This window comes from Streptomyces sp. NPDC053431, assembly GCF_044544925.1.
Classification (GTDB): domain Bacteria; phylum Actinomycetota; class Actinomycetes; order Streptomycetales; family Streptomycetaceae; genus Streptomyces.
This window is the reverse complement of record NZ_JBITXX010000006.1, coordinates 1-19827: the sequence shown is the minus strand read 5'-3', so window position 1 is coordinate 19827 and position 19827 is coordinate 1. Positions and strand designations below refer to the sequence as shown.

The 19827-nt window shown below is 73.1% G+C and carries 15 protein-coding genes and 1 pseudogene; 8 read left to right on the top strand and 8 right to left on the bottom strand.

Features of this window, described 5'->3' with window-relative positions:
• Nucleotides 1–103: 103 nt before the first annotated feature.
• Nucleotides 104–913, bottom strand: coding sequence for a DUF4239 domain-containing protein (locus ACIGXE_RS16705; RefSeq protein WP_399747889.1), 810 nt, complete (start codon nt 911–913; stop codon nt 104–106).
• A gap of 245 nt (nt 914–1158) precedes the next feature.
• On the opposite strand from ACIGXE_RS16705, the gene ACIGXE_RS16700 reads away from it, so the two are divergent.
• The 3 genes from ACIGXE_RS16700 to meaB are packed head-to-tail and all read left to right on the top strand — an operon-like array spanning nt 1159 to nt 6138.
• Nucleotides 1159–2973, top strand: a complete 1815-nt coding sequence (locus tag ACIGXE_RS16700) for a methylmalonyl-CoA mutase family protein (protein WP_399747887.1) — start codon at nt 1159–1161, stop codon at nt 2971–2973.
• Nucleotides 2973–5147 (top strand): methylmalonyl-CoA mutase, encoded by a 2175-nt coding sequence (scpA, locus tag ACIGXE_RS16695; protein WP_399747885.1) that lies wholly within the window; start codon nt 2973–2975, stop codon nt 5145–5147. Before ACIGXE_RS16700 ends, scpA begins: the two co-directional genes overlap by 1 nt.
• A 4-nt stretch (nt 5148–5151) precedes the next feature.
• On the top strand, nt 5152–6138 hold the full coding sequence (meaB, locus tag ACIGXE_RS16690) for a methylmalonyl Co-A mutase-associated GTPase MeaB (protein ID WP_399747884.1): 987 nt from the start codon (nt 5152–5154) through the stop codon (nt 6136–6138).
• A 164-nt stretch (nt 6139–6302) separates the two neighbouring features.
• On the opposite strand, the gene metG is transcribed toward meaB, so the two are convergent.
• Together metG and ACIGXE_RS16680 are read right to left on the bottom strand one after the other, a co-directional pair.
• Entirely contained in the window at nt 6303–8027 is a 1725-nt protein-coding gene (gene metG / locus ACIGXE_RS16685) for a methionine--tRNA ligase (RefSeq protein WP_399747883.1), read from the bottom strand.
• A 282-nt stretch (nt 8028–8309) separates the two neighbouring features.
• Nucleotides 8310–9314 carry a pyridine nucleotide-disulfide oxidoreductase gene (locus ACIGXE_RS16680; RefSeq protein ID WP_399747882.1) on the bottom strand — a complete coding sequence of 335 codons (1005 nt, stop codon included), beginning with the start codon at nt 9312–9314 and terminating at the stop codon, nt 8310–8312.
• Nucleotides 9315–9554: 240 nt separating this feature from the next.
• Here ACIGXE_RS16680 and ACIGXE_RS16675 point away from each other — a divergent pair, with 240 nt between their 5' ends.
• On the top strand, nt 9555–10643 hold the full coding sequence (locus tag ACIGXE_RS16675; protein ID WP_399748486.1) for a magnesium and cobalt transport protein CorA: 1089 nt from the start codon (nt 9555–9557) through the stop codon (nt 10641–10643).
• 17 nt (nt 10644–10660) lie between these two features.
• Here the strand turns inward: ACIGXE_RS16675 and ACIGXE_RS16670 are convergent, their stop codons facing one another.
• Nucleotides 10661–11575: an alpha/beta fold hydrolase gene (locus tag ACIGXE_RS16670; RefSeq protein WP_399747880.1), complete on the bottom strand. Its 915-nt coding sequence runs from the start codon at nt 11573–11575 to the stop codon at nt 10661–10663.
• A 129-nt stretch (nt 11576–11704) separates the two neighbouring features.
• On the opposite strand from ACIGXE_RS16670, the gene ACIGXE_RS16665 reads away from it, so the two are divergent.
• From ACIGXE_RS16665 to ACIGXE_RS16650, 4 genes are read left to right on the top strand one after another with little or no spacing between them, the layout of a single operon-like run.
• Nucleotides 11705–12187 carry a MarR family transcriptional regulator gene (locus ACIGXE_RS16665; RefSeq protein ID WP_399747878.1) on the top strand — a complete coding sequence of 161 codons (483 nt, stop codon included), beginning with the start codon at nt 11705–11707 and terminating at the stop codon, nt 12185–12187.
• 54 nt (nt 12188–12241) lie between these two features.
• Nucleotides 12242–13096, top strand: a complete 855-nt coding sequence (locus ACIGXE_RS16660) for a universal stress protein (protein ID WP_399747876.1) — start codon at nt 12242–12244, stop codon at nt 13094–13096.
• A gap of 59 nt (nt 13097–13155) precedes the next feature.
• Nucleotides 13156–14502 carry a nicotinate phosphoribosyltransferase gene (locus ACIGXE_RS16655; RefSeq protein ID WP_399747874.1) on the top strand — a complete coding sequence of 449 codons (1347 nt, stop codon included), beginning with the start codon at nt 13156–13158 and terminating at the stop codon, nt 14500–14502.
• Complete coding sequence (locus tag ACIGXE_RS16650) at nt 14499–15398, top strand: potassium channel family protein (RefSeq protein ID WP_399747872.1); 900 nt, start codon at nt 14499–14501, stop codon at nt 15396–15398. The genes ACIGXE_RS16655 and ACIGXE_RS16650 overlap by 4 nt, the downstream gene beginning before the upstream one ends.
• A 79-nt stretch (nt 15399–15477) precedes the next feature.
• Here the strand turns inward: ACIGXE_RS16650 and ACIGXE_RS16645 are convergent, their stop codons facing one another.
• From ACIGXE_RS16645 to ACIGXE_RS16630, 4 genes and pseudogenes are all read right to left on the bottom strand, one after another.
• Nucleotides 15478–16383 (bottom strand): universal stress protein, encoded by a 906-nt coding sequence (locus tag ACIGXE_RS16645; RefSeq protein WP_399747870.1) that lies wholly within the window; start codon nt 16381–16383, stop codon nt 15478–15480.
• A gap of 153 nt (nt 16384–16536) precedes the next feature.
• Nucleotides 16537–17727 (bottom strand): acyl-CoA dehydrogenase family protein, encoded by a 1191-nt coding sequence (locus tag ACIGXE_RS16640; protein ID WP_399747868.1) that lies wholly within the window; start codon nt 17725–17727, stop codon nt 16537–16539.
• Nucleotides 17728–17841: 114 nt separating this feature from the next.
• A complete protein-coding gene (locus tag ACIGXE_RS16635; protein ID WP_399747867.1) occupies nt 17842–18051 on the bottom strand; it encodes a hypothetical protein in 210 nt (69 codons plus the stop codon).
• Nucleotides 18052–18322: 271 nt separating this feature from the next.
• A pseudogene (locus tag ACIGXE_RS16630) lies at nt 18323–19827 on the bottom strand (AfsR family transcriptional regulator); the annotation flags it as partial.

Below are 19827 nucleotides of genomic sequence, written 5' to 3'. Positions count from 1 at the left end.
TCAGTCTGCCAAACCTCCTCGGCGACGGCCGAGTCGACCGGTTCCGCCCGGAGCCGGGCGGCGAGGAGGCCGAGGACGTGCCCGCCCGGCCGGGCGGTGCGGCCTATCCGGCCTCTCCGGCCCCTCCGGTCCAGTACCGGGCCAGCGCGCCTTCCCGGTAGGGGGCGGGGCTCACGCTGAGGTCGCCGGCGAAGGGGCGGTCGAGGACGAACACCAGCAGCAGGCTGAAGCCGATGAGGGCGGCGACCGAGGAGACGAAGAGGAGCTGGATCCGCATTCTGCGCATGCCGTAGAGGAAGGTGAGGGGGATGAGGACGATCGCGCCGCCGAAGGCCAGGACCTGGAGCAGCGGCGGGAGTTCCTGCTCGGCCATGGTCAGGCGGGCCCGGCGCTGGCCGGCGACGTCGTTGAGGCGGCCGACGGCCTCCTCGTAGAAGACCTCTTCGCGCGCGGTCTTCGGCTCGTACGCCTGGAGTGCCTCGAACACGTCCTCGAGCTTGACGGCGGTGGCCCCGTAGCTCGGTTCTCCCGCGCGCATCCGGGGCCACTGGTCCTCCACGACCGCGTGGACGTAGCCGCTGAGCGCGGCGTCGACCTCGCCGCGGACCGGCGGCGGGAAGGCGGCGGCGTCGCGGGCGATGAGGGCGACGTCGGTGGCCTCGGTCGCGACGATGGTCTGCGTGCTGTCCAGCTGCGTCCAGAGGGTGACGATGACGAAGGCGAGGATGATCCCGTAGATCGCGCCGAACATCCCCAGCGTCACCCCGACCATCTCGTTGTGCTCGCCCTCGGCGAGGGACGGGTACTTGCGGCGGGCGAGCACGCTTCCGGCGACCGCGAGGGCGACGGTCCCGCCGACGGTGACGAGGGCGAGGGTGAAGGTGCTGAAGTGGTTGAGCAGCCAGAGCGACATGTGCGGGAATACTAGGGAGCGATCACCCGCCGGGAGCGTCGCGGACGGCCCTGGGGGCGTTTGATCACCCACTCGTGTGGGGCCGGGAGCACAAGGTTGCCGTCCCGTTCGGACGGCGGAGCACCCTCGCCGGCACGGAGCGGTCGAGCACGGAAGGTGTTGCCCGATCAAGGCCGATCCGGAGAGGTCAAGGTCACAGCTGATCACCCTGCTGCTCCGTTGCGTATCTGGCCTAGCATCCGGGCATGACAGTGCTGCCTGACGACGGCCTTTCCCTGGCCGCCGAGTTCCCCGCAGCGACCCATGCACAGTGGCAGCGCCTCGTGGCGGGCGTGCTGAGCAGGTCGGGCAAGGACATCCCTGACACCGAGGCCGAGGACGCGCTCTCCAGCGTGCTGGAGGGCGGTCTGCGAGCCCGGCCCCTCTACACGTCCGCCGACGGCGCGCCCGATCCCGGACTTCCCGGTTTCGCCCCGTTCGTCCGGTCCGGCCGGGCCGAGGGCAACACGGCGGGCGGCTGGGACGTGCGTCAGCGGCACGCGACCGCCGACCCGGAGGCGGTCCTCACCGACCTGGAGAACGGCGTCAGCTCGCTGTGGCTGGCCGTGGGGCCGGGCGGCATTCCGGTGGCCGAGCTCGACCGGACCCTCCAGGGCGTGTACCTCGACCTGGCACCGGTCGTCCTGGAGGCCGGCGCCGACACCCCGGCCGCCGCCACCGAACTCCTCGACATCCACACCCGTCGCGGCATCGCCCCCGAGGCCGTCCGCGGCAACCTCGGCGCCGACCCGCTCGGTACGGAGGCGCGCACCGGCGCGGCGTACGACGGCGACGGCTTCCCCGCGACGGTGGCCCTCGCCCGGCTGTGCGCCGAGGCGTACCCGGGACTGCGCGCCCTCACCGTCGACGCGCTGCCCTACCACGAGGCCGGCGGTTCGGCCGCGCAGGAGCTGGGCGCCTCGCTCGCGACCGGCGTCGCCTACCTGCGCGCGCTCACCGGCGGCGGCCTCACGGTCGAACAGGCCCTCGGCCAGCTGGAGTTCCGTTACGCGGCGACCGCCGACCAGTTCCTGACGATCGCCAAGTTCCGTGCCGCCCGGCGCCTGTGGGCCCGGGTCGCCGAGGCCTGTGGCGCCCCGGCGGCCGGAGCGCAACTCCAGCACGCGGTGACGTCCTCGGTGATGATGACCGGCCGTGACCCGTGGGTGAACATGCTGCGCACCACCGTCGCCACGCTGGCGGCCGGGGTCGGCGGCGCCGAGTCGGTCACGGTCCTCCCCTTCGACCACGCGCTCGGCCTGCCGGACGCCTTCGCGCGCCGGATCGCCCGCAACACCTCGACGATCCTCATCGAGGAGTCGCACCTCTCCCGGGTGATCGACCCGGCCGGCGGCTCCTGGTACGTGGAGACCCTGACCGACGAACTCGCCCAGGCCGCCTGGGAGTTCTTCCAGGAACTCGAGCAGGCGGGCGGCCAGGCTGCCGCGCTGCGCTCGGGCACGCTGCGGGAGCGCCTCGCCGCCACCTGGGCGGAGCGGTCCAAGGCCCTCGCCAAGCGCCGCGAACCCGTCACGGGAGTCAGCGAGTTCCCGCACCTGGCGGAGAAGCCGGTGGTGCGCGAGCCGGCGCCCGCCGCGCCGGAGGGAGGTCTCCCCCGCGTACGGCGCGACGAGGCCTACGAGGCGCTGCGCGCCCGCTCCGACGCCCACCTGGCGGCGACCGGCGCCCGGCCGCGGGTGTACCTCGCGGCCCTCGGGCCCGCCGCCGCGCACACCGCCCGGCTCACCTTCGCCGCCAACCTGTTCCAGGCGGGCGGCATCGAGCCCGTCACCGAGGGCTCCTTCGAGGACAGCGGGGCCACCGAGGCCTGCCTGTGCTCCAGCGACGCGCTGTACGAGGAGCAGGCCGAGTCCACCGCCGCCGCCCTCCGCGCGGCCGGTGCGGCGCACGTCTCGCTGGCCGGCCGGGGAACGTACACCGGTGTCGACAGCCACGTCTTCGCGGGGTGCGACGCCGTCGCCGTCCTCTCCGCCACCCTCGACCGCATGGGAGTGTCCTGATGGGAATCCCCGACTTCACCGGGATCGACCTCGGATCCCCGACCCCGGCGGGCAGCGCCGAGGAGTGGCACGCCGCCGTCAAGGGCGCCGCCGGCGGGGACGACCTGCTGTGGGAGACGCCGGAGGGCATCGCGGTCAAGCCGCTGTACACCGGCCGTGACCTGGCGGACGTCGACTTCCTCGGGACGTACCCGGGCATGGCGCCGTACCTGCGCGGCCCGTACCCGACGATGTACGTCAACCAGCCCTGGACGATCCGGCAGTACGCGGGCTTCTCGACGGCCGAGGAGTCCAACGCCTTCTACCGGCGCAACCTGGCGGCCGGTCAGAAGGGTCTGTCGGTCGCCTTCGACCTCCCGACGCACCGCGGCTACGACAGCGACCACCCGCGCGTCACCGGCGACGTCGGCATGGCGGGCGTGGCGATCGACTCGATCTACGACATGCGACAGCTCTTCGACGGCATTCCGCTGGACAGGATGTCGGTGTCGATGACGATGAACGGGGCGGTGCTGCCCGTCCTCGCGCTGTACATCGTCGCGGCCGAGGAGCAGGGGGTGCCGGCCGAGAAGCTCACGGGGACCATCCAGAACGACATCCTCAAGGAGTTCATGGTCCGCAACACCTACATCTACCCGCCGAAGCCGTCGATGCGGATCATCTCCGACATCTTCGCCTTCACCTCGCAGCACATGCCGCGCTACAACTCCATCTCCATCTCGGGTTACCACATCCAGGAGGCCGGAGCGACGGCGGACCTGGAGCTGGCGTACACGCTGGCGGACGGTGTCGAGTACATCCGGGCGGGCCGGGAGGCCGGTCTGGACGTGGACGCGTTCGCGCCGCGCCTGTCGTTCTTCTGGGCGATCGGCATGAACTTCTTCATGGAGGTCGCCAAGCTGCGCGCGGCCCGCCTGCTGTGGGCGAAGCTGGTCAAGGAGTTCGACCCGAAGAACGCCAAGTCGCTCTCGCTGCGCACGCATTCGCAGACCTCCGGCTGGTCGCTGACCGCCCAGGACGTCTTCAACAACGTCACGCGCACCTGTGTGGAGGCGATGGCCGCCACCCAGGGGCACACCCAGTCGCTGCACACCAACGCGCTCGACGAGGCGCTGGCCCTGCCGACCGACTTCTCGGCCCGCATCGCCCGTAACACCCAGCTGCTCATCCAGCAGGAGTCGGGCACCACCCGGGTCATCGACCCGTGGGGCGGCAGCGCTTACGTGGAGCGGCTCACCTACGACCTGGCGCGCCGGGCCTGGCAGCACATCCAGGAGGTGGAGGCGGCCGGCGGCATGGCGCAGGCCATCGACGCGGGCATCCCGAAGCTGCGCGTCGAGGAGGCCGCGGCCCGTACGCAGGCCCGGATCGACTCGGGCCGTCAGCCGGTCATCGGCGTGAACAAGTACCGCGTCGACGGCGACGAGCAGATCGAGGTCCTGAAGGTCGACAACTCCTCCGTGCGCGCACAGCAGATCGACAAGCTGCGGCGGCTGCGCGAGGAGCGCGACGAGCGGGCCTGCCGGGACGCGCTCGACGACCTCACCCGGGCGGCCGGAGGCGACGGCAACCTCCTGGAGCTGGCCGTGCGCGCCGCCCGCGCCAAGGCGACGGTCGGCGAGATCTCGGACGCCCTGGAGAAGGTGTACGGACGGCACGCGGGCCAGATCCGTACGATCTCCGGCGTGTACCGCAACGAAGCAGGCGAGTCCCCGTCCGTCGACAGCACCCGCGCGCTGGTCGACTCCTTCGAGGAGGCCGAGGGCCGGCGTCCCCGCATCCTGGTCGCCAAGATGGGCCAGGACGGCCACGACCGCGGCCAGAAGGTGATCGCGACCGCCTTCGCCGACCTGGGCTTCGACGTCGACGTCGGCCCGCTGTTCCAGACCCCGGCCGAGGTGGCCCGGCAGGCCGTCGAGGCGGACGTCCACATCGTGGGTGTCTCGTCCCTCGCGGCCGGTCACCTCACGCTCGTCCCGGCGCTGCGGGAGGAGCTGGCCGCGGAGGGCCGCGAGGACATCATGATCGTGGTCGGCGGGGTCATCCCGCCCCAGGACGTGCCCACGCTCCTGGAGATGGGCGCCGCGGCGGTCTTCCCGCCGGGCACGGTGATCCCGGACGCGGCTGCGGACCTGGTGCGGCGCCTGTCGGCCGACCTGGGGCACGATCTCTGACCCCATGGCGATCGACATCGACACGTACGAGAAGGGTGTACGGGAGGGGAAGCGTGCGCTCGTGGCGCGCGCCATCACCCTCGTCGAGTCCACCCGGCCCGCCCACCGGGCGCTGGCCCAGGAGTTGCTGACCCGGCTGCTGCCGCACAGCGGCCGGGCCCGGCGGATCGGGATCAGCGGGGTGCCCGGGGTGGGCAAGTCCACCTTCATCGACGCCTTCGGCACGATGCTCACCGGCCTCGGCCACCGGGTGGCGGTGCTCGCCGTGGACCCGTCCTCGACGCGCACGGGCGGCTCGATCCTGGGCGACAAGACGCGGATGGAGCGGCTCGCGGTGGACCCGGCGGCCTTCGTCCGCCCCTCCCCCAGCGCGGGCACGCTCGGCGGCGTCGCCAAGGCGACCCGCGAGTCGATGGTGGTGATGGAGGCCGCCGGGTACGACGTGATCCTGGTGGAGACCGTCGGCGTCGGGCAGTCGGAGACGGCGGTCGCCAACATGGTCGACACCTTCCTGCTGCTCACCCTCGCGCGCACCGGAGACCAGCTCCAGGGCATCAAGAAGGGCGTCCTGGAACTCGCGGACGTCGTGGCGGTCAACAAGGCGGACGGCCCGCACACGACGGACGCGCGCGCCGCCGCCCGGGAACTCGCGGGCGCGCTGCGGCTGATGCACGGCCGCGAAGCGGTGTGGACCCCGCCGGTCCTCAGCTGCAGCGCCCGTGAGTCGACCGGCCTCGACGAGGTGTGGGAGCGCCTGGAGAAGCACCGCTCGCTGCTCGACGCCACCGGCCGGCTCGACGCCCGGCGCCGGGACCAGCAGGTCGACTGGGCCTGGACGATGGTGCGTGAGGAGCTCCTCAACCGCCTCCACTCGGACCCGGCCGTCCGGGCGCTCACCCCGGACGTCGAGCGTCAGGTCAGGAACGGGGAACTGACGGCGACCCTGGCCGCCGAACGCATTCTGGGCGCGTTCGAGAGCCGCCCGGACTGAGGCGCGGATCCCCGCACTCCGGTACGGGGGCGTCCCCGAACCGTCGAACGCCGAAGGTCCCCGTACGGGAGTACGGGGACCTTCTGGCGTCGGTGCCGACGGGGGAATCCGGGCGGGGACGCCCCTGTCGGTCGGTCGGGCCAGACGGCCGGTCGACCGGTGTGTCAGGCGTCCGTGCCGCCGCCGAAGCGGACACGGAAGGACTCCAGGTCCTCCTCCGTGATCTTCGCGAACAGCACCGGCGGCACCGTGAAGGCGGTGCCGGCCGGGACGGCGTCCAGGGCCGCGGCCTGCTCGGCGGTCACCCAGGTCGCGGTGTCGTCCTCCAGGACGAAGGCCCCGCGCATCGCGGCGGCCGTGGCCGGGATGAACGGCTCGGAGACGACGGCGTACAGATGGATGAGGTTCATCGCGGTGCGCAGCGTCAGCGCGGCGCCCTCGGGGTCGGTCTTGATCTCCAGCCAGGGGGCCTTCTCCTCCAGGTAGGAGTTGCCCGCGGACCACAGCGCACGCAGGGCGGCGGCGGCCTTGCGGAACTGCAGGGCCTCCATCTGCTCCTCGTACTCGCCGAGCAGCCGCGCGATCTCCGCGCCGAGCTTCGCCTCGGCCTCGCCGGCCGCGTGGCCGGCCGGCACCTCGTCGCCGAACCGCTTGCGGGAGAAGGAGAGCACACGGTTGACGAAGTTGCCGAGGGTGTCGGCGAGGTCCTTGTTGACCGTGGCGGTGAAGTGCTCCCAGGTGAAGGAGGAGTCGTCGGACTCGGGCGCGTTGGCGATGAGGAAGTAGCGCCAGTAGTCGCCGGGCAGGATCTCCAGCGCCGCGTCGGTGAAGACACCGCGCTTCTGCGAGGTGGAGAACTTGCCGCCGTAGTACGTGAGCCAGTTGAAGCCCTTGACGAGGTCGACCTTCTTCCACGGTTCGCGTACGCCGAGCTCGGTGGCCGGGAACATCACCGTGTGGAAGGGGACGTTGTCCTTCGCCATGAACTGCGTGTAGCGGACGGTGTCGTCGGCCTCGTACCACCACGACTTCCAGTCGCGGACCTCTCCGTCGGGAGCGGCGTCCGCCCACTCCTTCGTCGCGCCGATGTACTCGATCGGGGCGTCGAACCAGACGTAGAAGACCTTGCCCTCGGCGGCCAGCTCCGGCCAGGTGTCGGCCGGTACGGGCACGCCCCAGTCCAGATCGCGGGTGATGGAGCGGTCGTTCAGACCCTCGGTCAGCCACTTGCGGGCGATCGAGGTGGACAGGTGCGGCCACTCGTCGCCGACGGCGGCGATCCACTCCTCGACCTCGTGCTGGAGCTTGGACTGCAGGAGGAAGAGGTGCTTGGTCTCCCGGACCTCGAGGTCCGTGGACCCGCTGATGGCCGAGCGCGGCTCGACCAGGTCGGTCGGGTCGAGCACGCGCGTGCAGTTCTCGCACTGGTCGCCGCGGGCCTTGTCGTAACCGCAGTGCGGGCAGGTGCCCTCGACGTACCGGTCCGGCAGGAAACGTCCGTCGACCGGCGAGTACACCTGCCGGATCGCCCGCTCCTCGATGAACCCGTTCTCGTGCAGCTTCCGCGCGAAGTGCTGGGTGATCTCGACGTTCTGCGGCGAGGAGCTGCGCCCGAAGTGGTCGAAGGCGAGCTCGAAGCCGTCGTAGACGGCCTTCTGCGCGTCGTGCGCCCGCGCGCAGAACTCGGCGACCGAGAGCCCGGCCTCCTTGGCGGCCAGCTCGGCCGGCGTGCCGTGCTCGTCGGTGGCGCAGATGTAGAGCACGTCGTGACCACGTCGGCGGAGGTACCGGGAGTACACGTCCGCCGGGAGCATCGACCCGACCATGTTGCCCAGGTGCTTGATCCCGTTGATGTAGGGAAGCGCGCTGGTTACCAGGTGTCGAGCCATCCGCGGATGCTCCATTTCGTACGTAAGGCGCCGATGCGACTGCTTCGGCGGGTCCCGGGTCGGGAGGCCGCACACCCACGACCCGATGGTCTCGGCGACGTCATGGCAGGTGACGCAGGGTGTTGCGGGCCGTCGGCATCGTATCGAAGGCAGGCTGTGCGCTTCGCGGGCATTTTTTCGGCGGGGCGCCGGCGCCGGGTGGGACGGCGATGCCGTACGCCGGGGTCCGGCGCGCCCACGGGGAGCTGCCCGGTCGGGCGGGCGGGGGCTGGGCGGGCGCGGTCAGGCGGGCAGTTCGCGTGAGGCGTAGTAGGCCCGGAGCGCCGCCTCGCTGCCGGAGCCCAGGGCGGTCATGATCCGCTGGTAGCGGGCGGAGCGCAGGTCGCCGGCCACGATGAGGCGAGGGTGCTGGTCGCCGGGCGGGCAGTAGCCGTCCGCGCCGCGGACCAGGTCGCCGGGCGGGGCGGTCGGCGCGTTGCCGATGCTGACGTAGGCGGCGTCCGCCGTGAGCGTCCGCCGGCCGCCGAGCGGGCCGACCGCCTCCGCGGTCACGGTCGCCGCTCCCCCGTCGCGCCGGAGCGTCAGGTGGTCGACGGGCAGGAGCGTGACGCGAGGGTCGTCACGGATCTCCTCGGTCTTGTACGCGTCGGCCGCCGGATACGCCACCAGCAGCCGCGTGGCGGTCGTCGGGTGGGCCCGCAGGAAGGTCCCGATGGGACGGTCGCCGCCGAGGACGAGCAGCGTGCGGCCCGCCGCGTCGTCCGCGCCGGCCTGCCAGAGCGGGGGCAGGGCTCGGCCGTCCGGGGCGGTGATCCAGGGGACGTCCCCGGGCTGGAGGGGGCCGACTCCGGTGGCGACGACGGCGTAGGGCGCGGTGAGGCGGGCGCCGGTGTCGAGGGTGACGGTGACGTGGGCGGCATTGGCGTGGGCGGCATTGGCGTCAGGGGAAGCGGCGCGGGGAGAGGTGGCGTGGGGGAACGTGCCGTGGCCAGAGGTGCCGGACGGACGGTCGATGACCTGGAGGTGCGTGACGCGGCGGCCGAGTTCGAGTCGGCACAGCTCCGTGTTCTCGAGCTCGTCGGTGATGGCGTCGGCGAGCGCGGGGCCGCTGGTGTGGCCGCCGAGGACGTTGTTCAGGGCGGGGATGCGATAGAGGTTGCGGCACAGGGCGTCCGGCTCGATCAGGATCGAGCGCATGCCGACGCCGGCGGCCATGCGGGCGGCGGCGCAGCCGGCCGGGCCTCCGCCGATGACGAGCAGGTCGGTGTGGGACGGGGTGGCTGGCATGGACCCATTCCAGCATCCCGGTTCCCGCCACGGCAGCGCGTGCCGGCTCCCGTTCCGGCGGGCCGTGCCCGTGGCCGTGGCCGTTCGGGGGCGGAACCTCCCGTTTTGCGTCACGTCGTCCCGGAGGGCCCTTCGCCCTGCGTGTCGGGGCACGTAGGGTCCGGTGCAGCACAGAAGGCGCCCGGGCGGGCAGGAGCTCCTCGACCGGCCCGGACCTGGTGAAGGAGTGGCGGCATGTCGATGGTGGGAGGCCTGCGCAGGATGGCGCGGCTGGCGCGGCGGGCGCGCCGGGTGGATCTGAGTCATCCGGCACGCTCCCCGCTCGGCACCACGGTCGTCAACTGTGTCGCCTACCGTGACGGCCGCCGCCTCCGGGCGGCGGACGGCATCGAGGAATCCCTGCGGCAGGTGCGCAAGCACGGCGACGGCTTCGTGTGGATCGGTCTGCACGAGCCGTCCGAGGAGGAGTTCGAGGGCGTGGCGGAGCTCTTCGGCCTCCACCCGCTGGCCGTGGAGGACGCCGTCCACGCCCACCAGCGACCGAAGCTCGAGAGGTACGACGACGTCCTGTTCACGGTGTTCAAGACGGTCACGTACGTCGAGCACGAGCGGCTGACGGCCACCAGCGAGGTCGTCGACACCGGCGAGTTGATGGTGTTCACCGGCCCCGACTTCGTGGTCACCGTGCGGCACGGCCGGCACGGCTCCCTCGGGCCGCTGCGGGAGGCGCTGGAGGCCGACCCCGAGCAGCTGGCGAAGGGCCCTTCCGCTGTGCTGCACGCGATCGCCGACCAGGTCGTCGACGACTGCCTCGGTGTCCTCGACGCCGTGCAGTCGGACATCGAGCAGGTCGAGACCGACGTGTTCGCGCCACGCGGTGCCGAGTCCGCCGACGCCGGTCGCATCTACCAGCTCAAGCGCGAACTCCTCGAACTGAAGCGGGCCGTGGTGCCGCTCTCCCGCCCTGTCGCGACGCTCGCCACCGAGGCCTGCCCCTCGGTGGACGCCGCGATACAGCCGTACTTCCGTGACGTCGCCGACCATCTGGCCCGCGCCGGCGAGCAGATCAACGCCTTCGACGGCCTCATCGACTCCATTCTTCAGGCGCACCTGGCCCAGGTGACCGTCGCCCAGAACGAGGACATGCGCAAGATCACGGCGTGGGCGGCCATCATCGCCGTGCCCACCATGGTCTGCGGTGTGTACGGGATGAACTTCGAGCACATGCCCGAGCTGCACTGGACCTACGGCTACCCGTTCGCCCTCGGGGTCATCGCGGTGGCCTGTTTCCTCATCCACCGAGGCTTCAAGCGCAACGGCTGGCTGTGACCGCCGCCCCCTGGACCCTAGGCGCCGAGTATCTGCCGGACGCGGGCCGCGTAGGCCCGCGGGTGGCTGGTGTTGCCGTTGTGCCCGCCGGGCATGAACTCGCACGCGTTGCCGGTCAGTTCGGCCAGCACCTCCGCGCAGCGGTAGTCGAAGACCGTCCGCGGTGTCGTGAGACCGGCGGCCGGTATGACGTGGGTGCCGGCGGAACCCAGTGAGGCGATCCGCTCGGGATCGAGGGTGTCGTCGAGGATGGCGGCGAAGTCGTGCCGGAGGAAGCGGTCGAAGTTGGCGACCCGACCGGCGTCGAGCGGCTGGGGTGTGAGGCCGGGCTCGGCGTCCTTCCCCGACGGGTCGATCCCGACCACGCGGGCCATCTCCGGGAACGCGGCCCCCAGCCCCTGGCCGCGGTAGAGGTCGACGAGGGCGGCCAGCTCGCGCTCGTGGTGGACGCGTTCCCCGTCCGGCAGGAGCCGGGGGGCGACGGGCTCGTGGGCGATCAGGGTGCGGATCAGGCCGGGGTGCCGCAGGGCCGCGTGCAGACCGACGAGACCGCCGAAGCTGCAACCGAGCATCAGGGTGGGCTCGTCGGTGACGGTGGCCAGGACGTGCCGGAGGTCGTCGGCGTGCTCGGCCAGCGTGGCGGTGCGCTGCGGGTCCTCCAGCCGGCTCCGGGACAGCCCGCGCCGGTCGTAGGTGACCACCGTGAACGCGTCGGCGAGGTGCGGGACCAGATCGACGGTGCGGTCGGCGTCGCCCTCGCCGCTCTGCGAGATGAGCAGGACGGGACCGGCCCCCTGGACCTGGTAGTGCAGAACGGCGCCCGGGACCTCCAGCACCGCCGCGAACGGGACTGCGGACGAGGTCGCGAACGCAGCGGCGGACGGAGTGGCGGACGAGGTCGCGGGCAGATTCGCGGATCGCGTCGTGGACATGGTGCTCCCCCTTGCCAGGCGGGACGGACTCTCCGTCCCGCCTTCTGCCTCCACCATATCCCATCGGATTCGATACATCTAGATGGATGGATCCAGATCGATAGATCTTTTTCGATGTACGCTGCGCGCGTGAACGGAGTCGAGCTGTTTCTGCTGGGGCGCACGCTGATGAAGATCGGCGAGGACGCCCTGCCCGAGCCGCCCGGCGGCACCGACCGCCACGCCGGCGGCAACCGCCTGGTCCTGATCGTCGCCAGCGACATCGCCGCGCACCCGGACAGCGCCATCAGCGAGATCGTCGCCCGCACCGGCCTCCCGCAGAGCCAGGTGTCCGCGGCCGTCGCCCGCCTCAGGGAAGCCGGGTCGGTCGTGACCGCCCCGGATCCCGCCGACCGGCGCCGCGTGCTGGTCAGGCAGGCGGGCGAGGTCTCCGAGCGCGTGGCCCAGGTGCGCGCCACCGGCGTCGAGTCCGCTCTCATGGCCGCGCTCGGGGCCGACGCGCCGCGTCATCTGCCCGAGGTCCAGGCGGCCCTGGACGTGCTCGCCCGGCACTTCCTCGGCGTCGCCCCGCAGGACGCCGTCGCCCCGCAGGAGCCGCCCGCCACCGCGTGAAGTGGCCCGCGCCCCCAGGGGCGCGAATGATGGTGGGCACGGAGGTGACCCGTCATGACGGCGAGCATCGTGGTCGGCCTGGACGGCACGGAACAGGCGAACGCCGCCGCGGAGTGGGCGGCGGACGAGGCCGTGCTGCGCGGCACCCGCGTCCACCTGGTGCACGTGGAGGAGCCGTCCCCGGAGGTCCTCCTGCCGCTCACCCCGCGGGAGCACTCCGAGGCCTGGGCCGAGGAGCTGCTCGCGCGCACGGCGACCGCGCTGCACGAGCGCCGTCCCGGCCTCGCGGTCACCACCCGGGTGTTGCCCTCGCAGCCCGTGGTGAGCCTCGTCGCCGCGGCGGAGGGCGCCGAGCTGCTGGTCCTCGGCTCGCGCGCCATGAGCGGTGTGGCCGGCTACCTCGTCGGCTCGGTCGGGATGACGGTCGCCGCCCGGACCGAGTGCCCCGTCGTCCTCGTACGGTCCCTCGGGACGCCCGATCCGCAGGGCCCGGTGACGGTGGGGGTCGATCTGCGGGAACCCGCCGACGACATCCTGGCGTTCGCCTTCTCGGAGGCGTCCAGGAGGCACGCCGCGCTGGACGTGGTGTACGCGCAGCAGCTGCCCTTCTACGCGCGCATCGGCCCGGCCGTCGTGCCGGACTTCCGTGTCACCCTGGCCCCGGAGATCCAGCGTTCGCTGGACGATCTCCTCGCCTCGTGGCGCGGGGACTTCCCCGACGTGGCGGCCACCGGGCGCGTGGCGATCGGCTCGGCCGGGCAGGAGCTGGTGCAGGCCGCCGAGGACGCGGCCCTTCTGGTCGTCGGCCGGCGCAGCCGCCACTCGACGCTCGGCTCGCACCTCGGCAGCGTGGCCCACTCCGCCCTCCACCACAGCCGCGCGCCGGTCGCCCTGGTCCCGCACGCCTGAACGGCTCCCCCGGAGCCCGTCCCCGTGCGGGACGCGGGCACGCCGCGCATGATCGAAGCATGTCCCAGGTCACGACCACCGACCTGTACGAGGTCACGATGGCGCTCTCGTACCTGCGGGAGGACATGCGGGCCCCGGCTACGTTCAGCCTTTTCGTCCGCGACCTCCCGCCGGGCCGGGGGTTCCTCGTCGCTGCCGGGGTCGAAGCCGCCCTGGACTACCTCGCCCGCTTCCGCGTGGGCCGCTCCGACCTCGAGGACTTCGCCGCGGCCCTGCGACGGCCCGTCGAGGACCTCGAACCGCTGCACGGCCTGTCCTTCGACGGGGAGGTGCGCGCCGTGCCCGAAGGACGGCTGGTCCTCGCCGGCGAACCGCTCCTGGAGGTCACCGCCCCGCTGCCGCAGGCGCAGCTCGTGGAGACGTACCTGCTGTCCCTTCTCTGCCACCAGACGGCGGTCGCCTCCAAGGCGGCGCGTTGTGTGCTCGCCGCCGCCGGGCGTCCGCTGATCGACTTCTCGCTGCGCCGGGCCCACGGGCCCGAGGCCGGGATGCAGGCGGCGCGCCTGGGCGCCCTCGTCGGCTTCGCCGGCACGAGCAACGTCGCCGCCGCCCGCCGGTACGGGATCGCGGCGGCGGGCACGATGGCCCACTCGTACGTCGAGAGCTTCCCCTCGGAGGAGGCGGCGTTCCGGGCCTTCGCCCGTACCCATCCGGGCCCGGTGACCTTCCTCGTCGACACGTACGACCCCGAGCGCGGGGTCGCGACCGCCGCGCGGGTCCTCGCGGACCTCGGGCTCGGCCCGGAGTGCGCGATCCGCCTGGACAGCGGCGACCTGGGCGCCCTTGCCCGCCGGGCGCGCACCGCTCTCGACGCGTCCGGGCCCGCCGGCGTGCGGATCATCGCGAGCGGCGGCCTGGACGAGTACGAGGTCGACCGCCTGGTGCGGGACGGGGCGCCGATCGACGCGTACGCCGTGGGGACGAAGGTCGGCACGGCCGCCGACGCCCCGTACCTCGACATGGCGTACAAGCTGGTCGAGTACGACGGGCGGCCCGTCATGAAGCTCGCCTCCGCGAAGGCGACGGCCCCCGGGCGCAAGCAGGTCTTCCGGGGCGAGGCGCTGCGCGACGTGATCGGCCTCGCGAACGAGGAGCCCCCCGGGGGTACGGAGCCGCTGCTGCGGACGATGATGCGGGGCGGGCTCCGCACGGACCCGCCGGACAGCCTGGCCGCGGCCCGTGCCCGCTTCGAGGCCGATCTCGCCGAGCTGCCGGAGGAGGCCCGGCGCGTCGAGCGTCCCGTGGCGCCGGTGCCGGCGGCGTCGATGCGGCTCTCGGCCCTGACGGCCGTCGTGCGGCACCGGATGGAGGCCCGTGCGGGGGTCGGGCGGTGGGCAGCGGAATGACCTGGTTGCTGAGCCTCGTCGGGGGCGCGCTGGTGCTGTTCATCCTCCGCGACGTCTTCCACACCCTCTGGCACCCCACCCGGCACGGCGGACTGAGCAGAGTGGTGATGCGGGCCGTGTGGCACGTCTCCAGCCGGCGCAGCACGCCGTGGCGGTCGGCCGGACTCTCGGGCCCGACGGGCATGCTGGCCGTCGTCGCCCTCTGGTCCCTCACCGTGGCCGTGGGCTGGGGCCTCATCTACTGGCCGCACATGCCCGAGGACTTCTCGTACGCCACCGGACTCACGCCCGCCGAGCACGCGGGCCCGCTCGACGCCTTCTACTACTCGATGGTCACCCTCGCCACGCTCGGCCTGGGAGACATCGCTCCCACCTCCGGCTGGCTGCGGGTGCTCGCCCCCATGGAGGCCCTGATCGGCTTCGCCCTGCTGTCGGCGACCGTCGCCTGGATCCTCGGCATCTACCCGGCCCTGGCCCGCCGCCGGACCCTCGCCCTGCGGCTGTCCCACGTGCGGCGCAGCCCGGCCGACGAGCGGGCCCTCGACTCGGCCGGGGGCGCCGCGCTCCTCGACGGTCTCGCCTCGGGCATCGCCACGGTCACGGTCGACTTCCTCCAGTACGCCGAGTCGTACTACTTCTTCGACGGCGACGAGAACACGTCCCTGCCCCGCCAGCTCGGCCACGCCACCGTCCTGGCGGACCAGGCGGCCCGGGCCGAGCACCCGGACGTCCGGCTCTCCGCGTCGGTCCTGCGCATGGCGCTGGAGGACCTGGCCACCGTGCTCGACGAACGGTTCCTGCGCAGCGGCGGGCCGCCCGACCGGATCTTCGCGGCGTACTCCGACGACCACGACCGCTCGCACGCGGGCCCCGCCACGAGGAGCGGGGCGTCCTGAGGGACGCCTCCGCGCCCGCCCTCCGCCGCGCCCCGGGCGGCGGGCACACCACCGCCCGGGGCAGCGGGAACTCCACCCCTCACGTCTCCTCGCCCCGCGCCGTGAAGCCGGACGGAACGATCTCCACCGGGCAGTGGGCGTGGTGGATCAGCGCGTGCGCGACGCGCCCCAGGGACGGTCCGACACCCAGGGGACGGCGCCCGCGACCCATCACGATCAGGTCGGTACGGCCGCTGGCGTCGATCAGGATGCCGGGGGTGCTCGTGCCCGTCTCGACGTGGTGTCCGACGATCAGGTCGGGATAGACCTCACGGACCCGGTCGGCGAGCTCCTTCGCCTTGTGCACGCGCCGCCGGGCGACCCCGTCGAGGTCGTCGAGCATGGTCGCGACCCTTCCGGCGTGCAGGAGCACGTTCCAGACACTGACCAGGCGCAGCGCGGCCTTGCGGGCGTGCGCCTCCGCCGCCGCGACCAACAGCCACTCCAGGTCCGAGGCGTCGTGCACGGCCGCGGTCACCGAGCCCGTCTCGGGGCGCTCGGCCTCGCCGCGTACGACGATCACCGGCACGTCGGCGCGGGCCGCCATGCCCAGTCCGACGGAGCCGAGCATGAGCGTGGCGAAGCCGCCGAGGCCCCGGTGCCCCACCACGATCGTGCCCTGGCGGCCGGCGGCCGCCCGGAGGCCGGCGATCGGCTCCCGGCGGCTGAGCTCCCTGGTCAGGGTGAGGTCGGGGAAGCGCTCGTGCACCGCGTCCGCCGTCTCGGCGAGCAGGTCGCGGCCCGCTTCGCGTACCGACTGGATCGTCTCGGCGTCGGCGAACAGGGAGCGCCGGTCGGTGTCGGCGGCGTGCACCAGGTGCAGCGACCGCCCCCGGCGGTCCGCCTCGGCGGCCGCCCAGAGCGCGGCCGTCCGCGCGGTCGGGGACCCGTCGACACCGGCGACCACGGCGCCGAGCTCGGGCCGGACGGGGATCTCGCTGTCCATGGTGCCTCCGCTGTCCATGGTGCCTCGGAGCGCGGATTCGGAACATTCGGGGCATTCGGGGTATGGAGCGGGTGCCCGGGGACCCCGCTTCTCACGCCCCGGCGGAGGGGGCTCGGGCGCGCGACCGGAGCCGCCGGCGCCGGACCGCCGGGGTCAGCGGCGGACGCGGGGCATGCCCAGGCCGATCCAGGAGATGATCTCGCGCTGGATCTCGTTGTTGCCGCCGCCGAAGGTGAAGATGACGGCCGATCGGTAGCCGCGTTCGAGTTCGCCGTGCAGGACGGCGCCGGCCGAGCCCTCCTTGAGGGCGCCCGCGGAGCCGGTGATCTCCATGAGCCAGGCGTAGGCGTCGCGGCGGGCCTCGGAGCCGTAGACCTTCACGGCGGAGGCGTCCTGCGGGGTGAGGGTGCCGTTCTGGACGGCGTTCACCATCTGCCAGTTGAGGAGCTTCATCGCGTCGAGGCGGGTGTGGGTGCGGGCCAGCGTGCGGCGGACCCAGCCGAGGTCGAGGACGCGGCGGCCGTCGGCGAGCTTGGTGTCCGTGGCCCAGCGCTGCACGTCGTGGAGCGCGCGGATGGCCATGGTGCCGTGGGCGGCCAGGGTGACCCGCTCGTGGTTGAGCTGGTTGGTGATCAGCCGCCAGCCCTTGTTCTCCTCGCCGACCCGGCGGGAGCAGGGGACGCGGACGTTCTCGTAGTAGCTCGCGGTGGTGTCGTGCGAGGCGAGGGTGTTGATGAGCGTGCAGGAGTAGCCGGGATCCGTCGTCGGGACGAGGAGCATCGTGATGCCCTTGTGTGGCGGGGCGGCGGGGTCGGTGCGGACGGCGAGCCACACCCAGTCGGCGGTGTCGCCGTTGGTGGTCCAGATCTTCTGTCCGTCGACGACGTAGTGGCCGGTGGTCTCGTCGCCCTCCCGGACCGCGCGGGTCTTCAGGGCGGCGAGGTCGGTGCCGGCGTCGGGCTCGCTGTAGCCGATCGCGAAGTCGATCTCGCCGGAGAGGATCCTCGGCAGGAAGTACGCCTTCTGCTCGTCGGTGCCGAACTGCATGATCGTCGGCCCGACCGTGTTGAGCGCCATCAGCGGCAGAGGTACGCCCGCCTGGGCGGCCTCGTCGAAGAAGATGAACTGTTCCATGGGCGTGAGCCCGCGCCCCCCGTACTCCTGGGGCCAGCCGACGCCCAGCCAGCCGTCGGTGCCCAGACGGCGCACGGTCTCGCGGTAGAACCGCTTCTGGGCGGCGGGGTCGGCGTACCGGGCGTGGACGTCCTCGGGGACGAGCTCGGCGAAGTAAGCACGCAGTTCGGCGCGCAGCCGGTGCTGGGCGGGCGTGTACTCGAGATGCATGGCGTCTCCCGTGGCTCGGTGCTCCGCGCGGTGCGGCGCCACGGTAGAACGTGTTCCATAAATGGGGAAGGCCCGTGCGCCGGCCGGTGGCGAACGGGCCCGTCCCGACATCCCTCAGGGGAGCAGCTCGTCCAGGCAGGCGCGCCCCTTCTCCGCCATGCGCCGTTCGGCCCAGGCCAGGTTCTTCGGATTCACGTCACGGCCGGAGGCGAGGACCACGTCCTCCGCCGTGTACTCGCCCTCCGACCCGGCGTGCAGCAGCCGGTCGGGCGTCGGAGTGTCCCCCCCGACCCCCCGGGACGTCTTGTCGGTGTCACCGTTCATGCCGCGGCCTCCTGTTTCTGCAATGTTCTGCAGGCACTCGCCATTCTCGTGGCCGCTCCCCCGTCCCGCATCCGGGCGCCGCCGCCTCGCGGCCCGTGTCGGTGCCGTCCATGCGCCGTGTCGACGGGGGCGGGCAGGCCGGCGGCCGCCGGGACGAGGGCCTGTCGCCCCTGTCCAGGACGACGCCCCGACGCCGGAGGACCTGGCGGAGGCCCGGGAGCGGGTGGCGATGCGCGGCTGAAGGGCCCCGCGAGCGGACCGGGCCGTCGGCTCAGCCCCTTACCAGTGCCGCCGCCTCCCCCACGGAGAGGGTGCCGCCCTCCGCGTGCCGGGCGGTGAAGACCTCCGGGGCGAGCGCGGCGCGCAGCGCTTGTTCGGCGGACGCGCGCAGCGCGGCCTCCGTGCGGGACGTCAGGGGGCGGATGCCCGCTCCGCCCGGCGTGCCGCGGTGCGCGTCGTAGGCGCCGAGGAGGCGGGCGCCCTCCTCGGCGGCGCCGGTCTCCGCACGCGCCCAGGCCGCGGTGGCGAACTGGGTGACGATCAGGTAGGGAGCCACGAGGTACGCGAGGGTCTCCATCTGCCGTACGGCGCGCGCGAGCCGGACGGCGGCCTCCTCGAAGGCCCCGTCCAGGCAGTCCAGCCAGCCGCCGAGCCCGTCGAGCATCCCGTGGAACAGGCTCGCGGTGAGGTCACCGAACTCGCCCGACATCAGCTGGAGTTGCTCGCGCGCCGATGACGTGCGGCCGGTGTTGCCGTAATGCTGGGCGAGGAGCAGACGCGGAGTGCTCACGGCCTCGTGGCCCGACCCGCCCGACTCCTCGGCCGCTTCGACGAGCATGCGCTCCGCCTCGGCCCGCGCCACCGGGTCGTCGGCCACGGCGGGAGTGCGGAGCCGGACGGCGGCGAGGAGCGCCTTGAACACCGGGATCTGGGAGCGGGCGCCGAGCCGGGCGACGGCGTCCATGGCCCGCGCGAAGTCCGCGGCGGCCTCGGCGGTCCGCCCGGCCCGCTCGTGCGTCTCGCCGCGCGCGGCGAGGGACTCGGCGATCCCCCAGGAGTCGTGGGCCGCCTCGAACAGGGCCAGCGCCTCCTCGGCGTCCTGCGCCTGGCCGCCCAGCAGCTTGGCGCGCAGCAGCAGCCCGAAGGCGAGGTCCCAGCCGTCGCCGTGCGCGCGGGCGGCGGCCACCAGCGCGGCGAGGGTCTCGTCGAGGCTGCGGAACCGCCCCGTCATCAGCTGCGCGAAGAACCACATGGTGCCGGGGTGCCGGGCGGTCTGCGGCAGCCCGGGGCGGTAGGCGGCGATGACGGCGTCGAGGCGGGCCCGGGTCTCGGGGCGTTCGAGCGCGGTGGCGCCCTCGCCGCCCTCGGTGGCGAGGGCGAGCAGGCGTCCGCCGCGCCGCGCCTCCCGCAGCCGCTCCCCCGACCAGGGCGGCGGGACGTCGACGCAGCGCCCCGCGAACGGCTCGGCCGGCGTCACGGGCTCCGCGAACGGGTCGGGCCCCAGGCCGATGGCCTCGCGAGGCCAGGTGAGGGCGTCGTGCTGATGGTTGCGCAGCTGCCAGAACCAGCTCATCGCATGGACCAGGCAGAGCATCTCCTGCTCCTCCCGGAGCCGTACGGCGGTACGGAGTGCGCCGCGCACGTTGTCGTGCTCGGTCTCCAGCCGCCGCAGCGCGAAGGCCTGGCGTCCGGTGCGGAGTTCGGGGTCGGTGAGCCGGGCGAGCTCGCGGTAGTACGTGAGGTGCCGGCGCTCGGCGGCCGCCCGGTCGCCGGCCT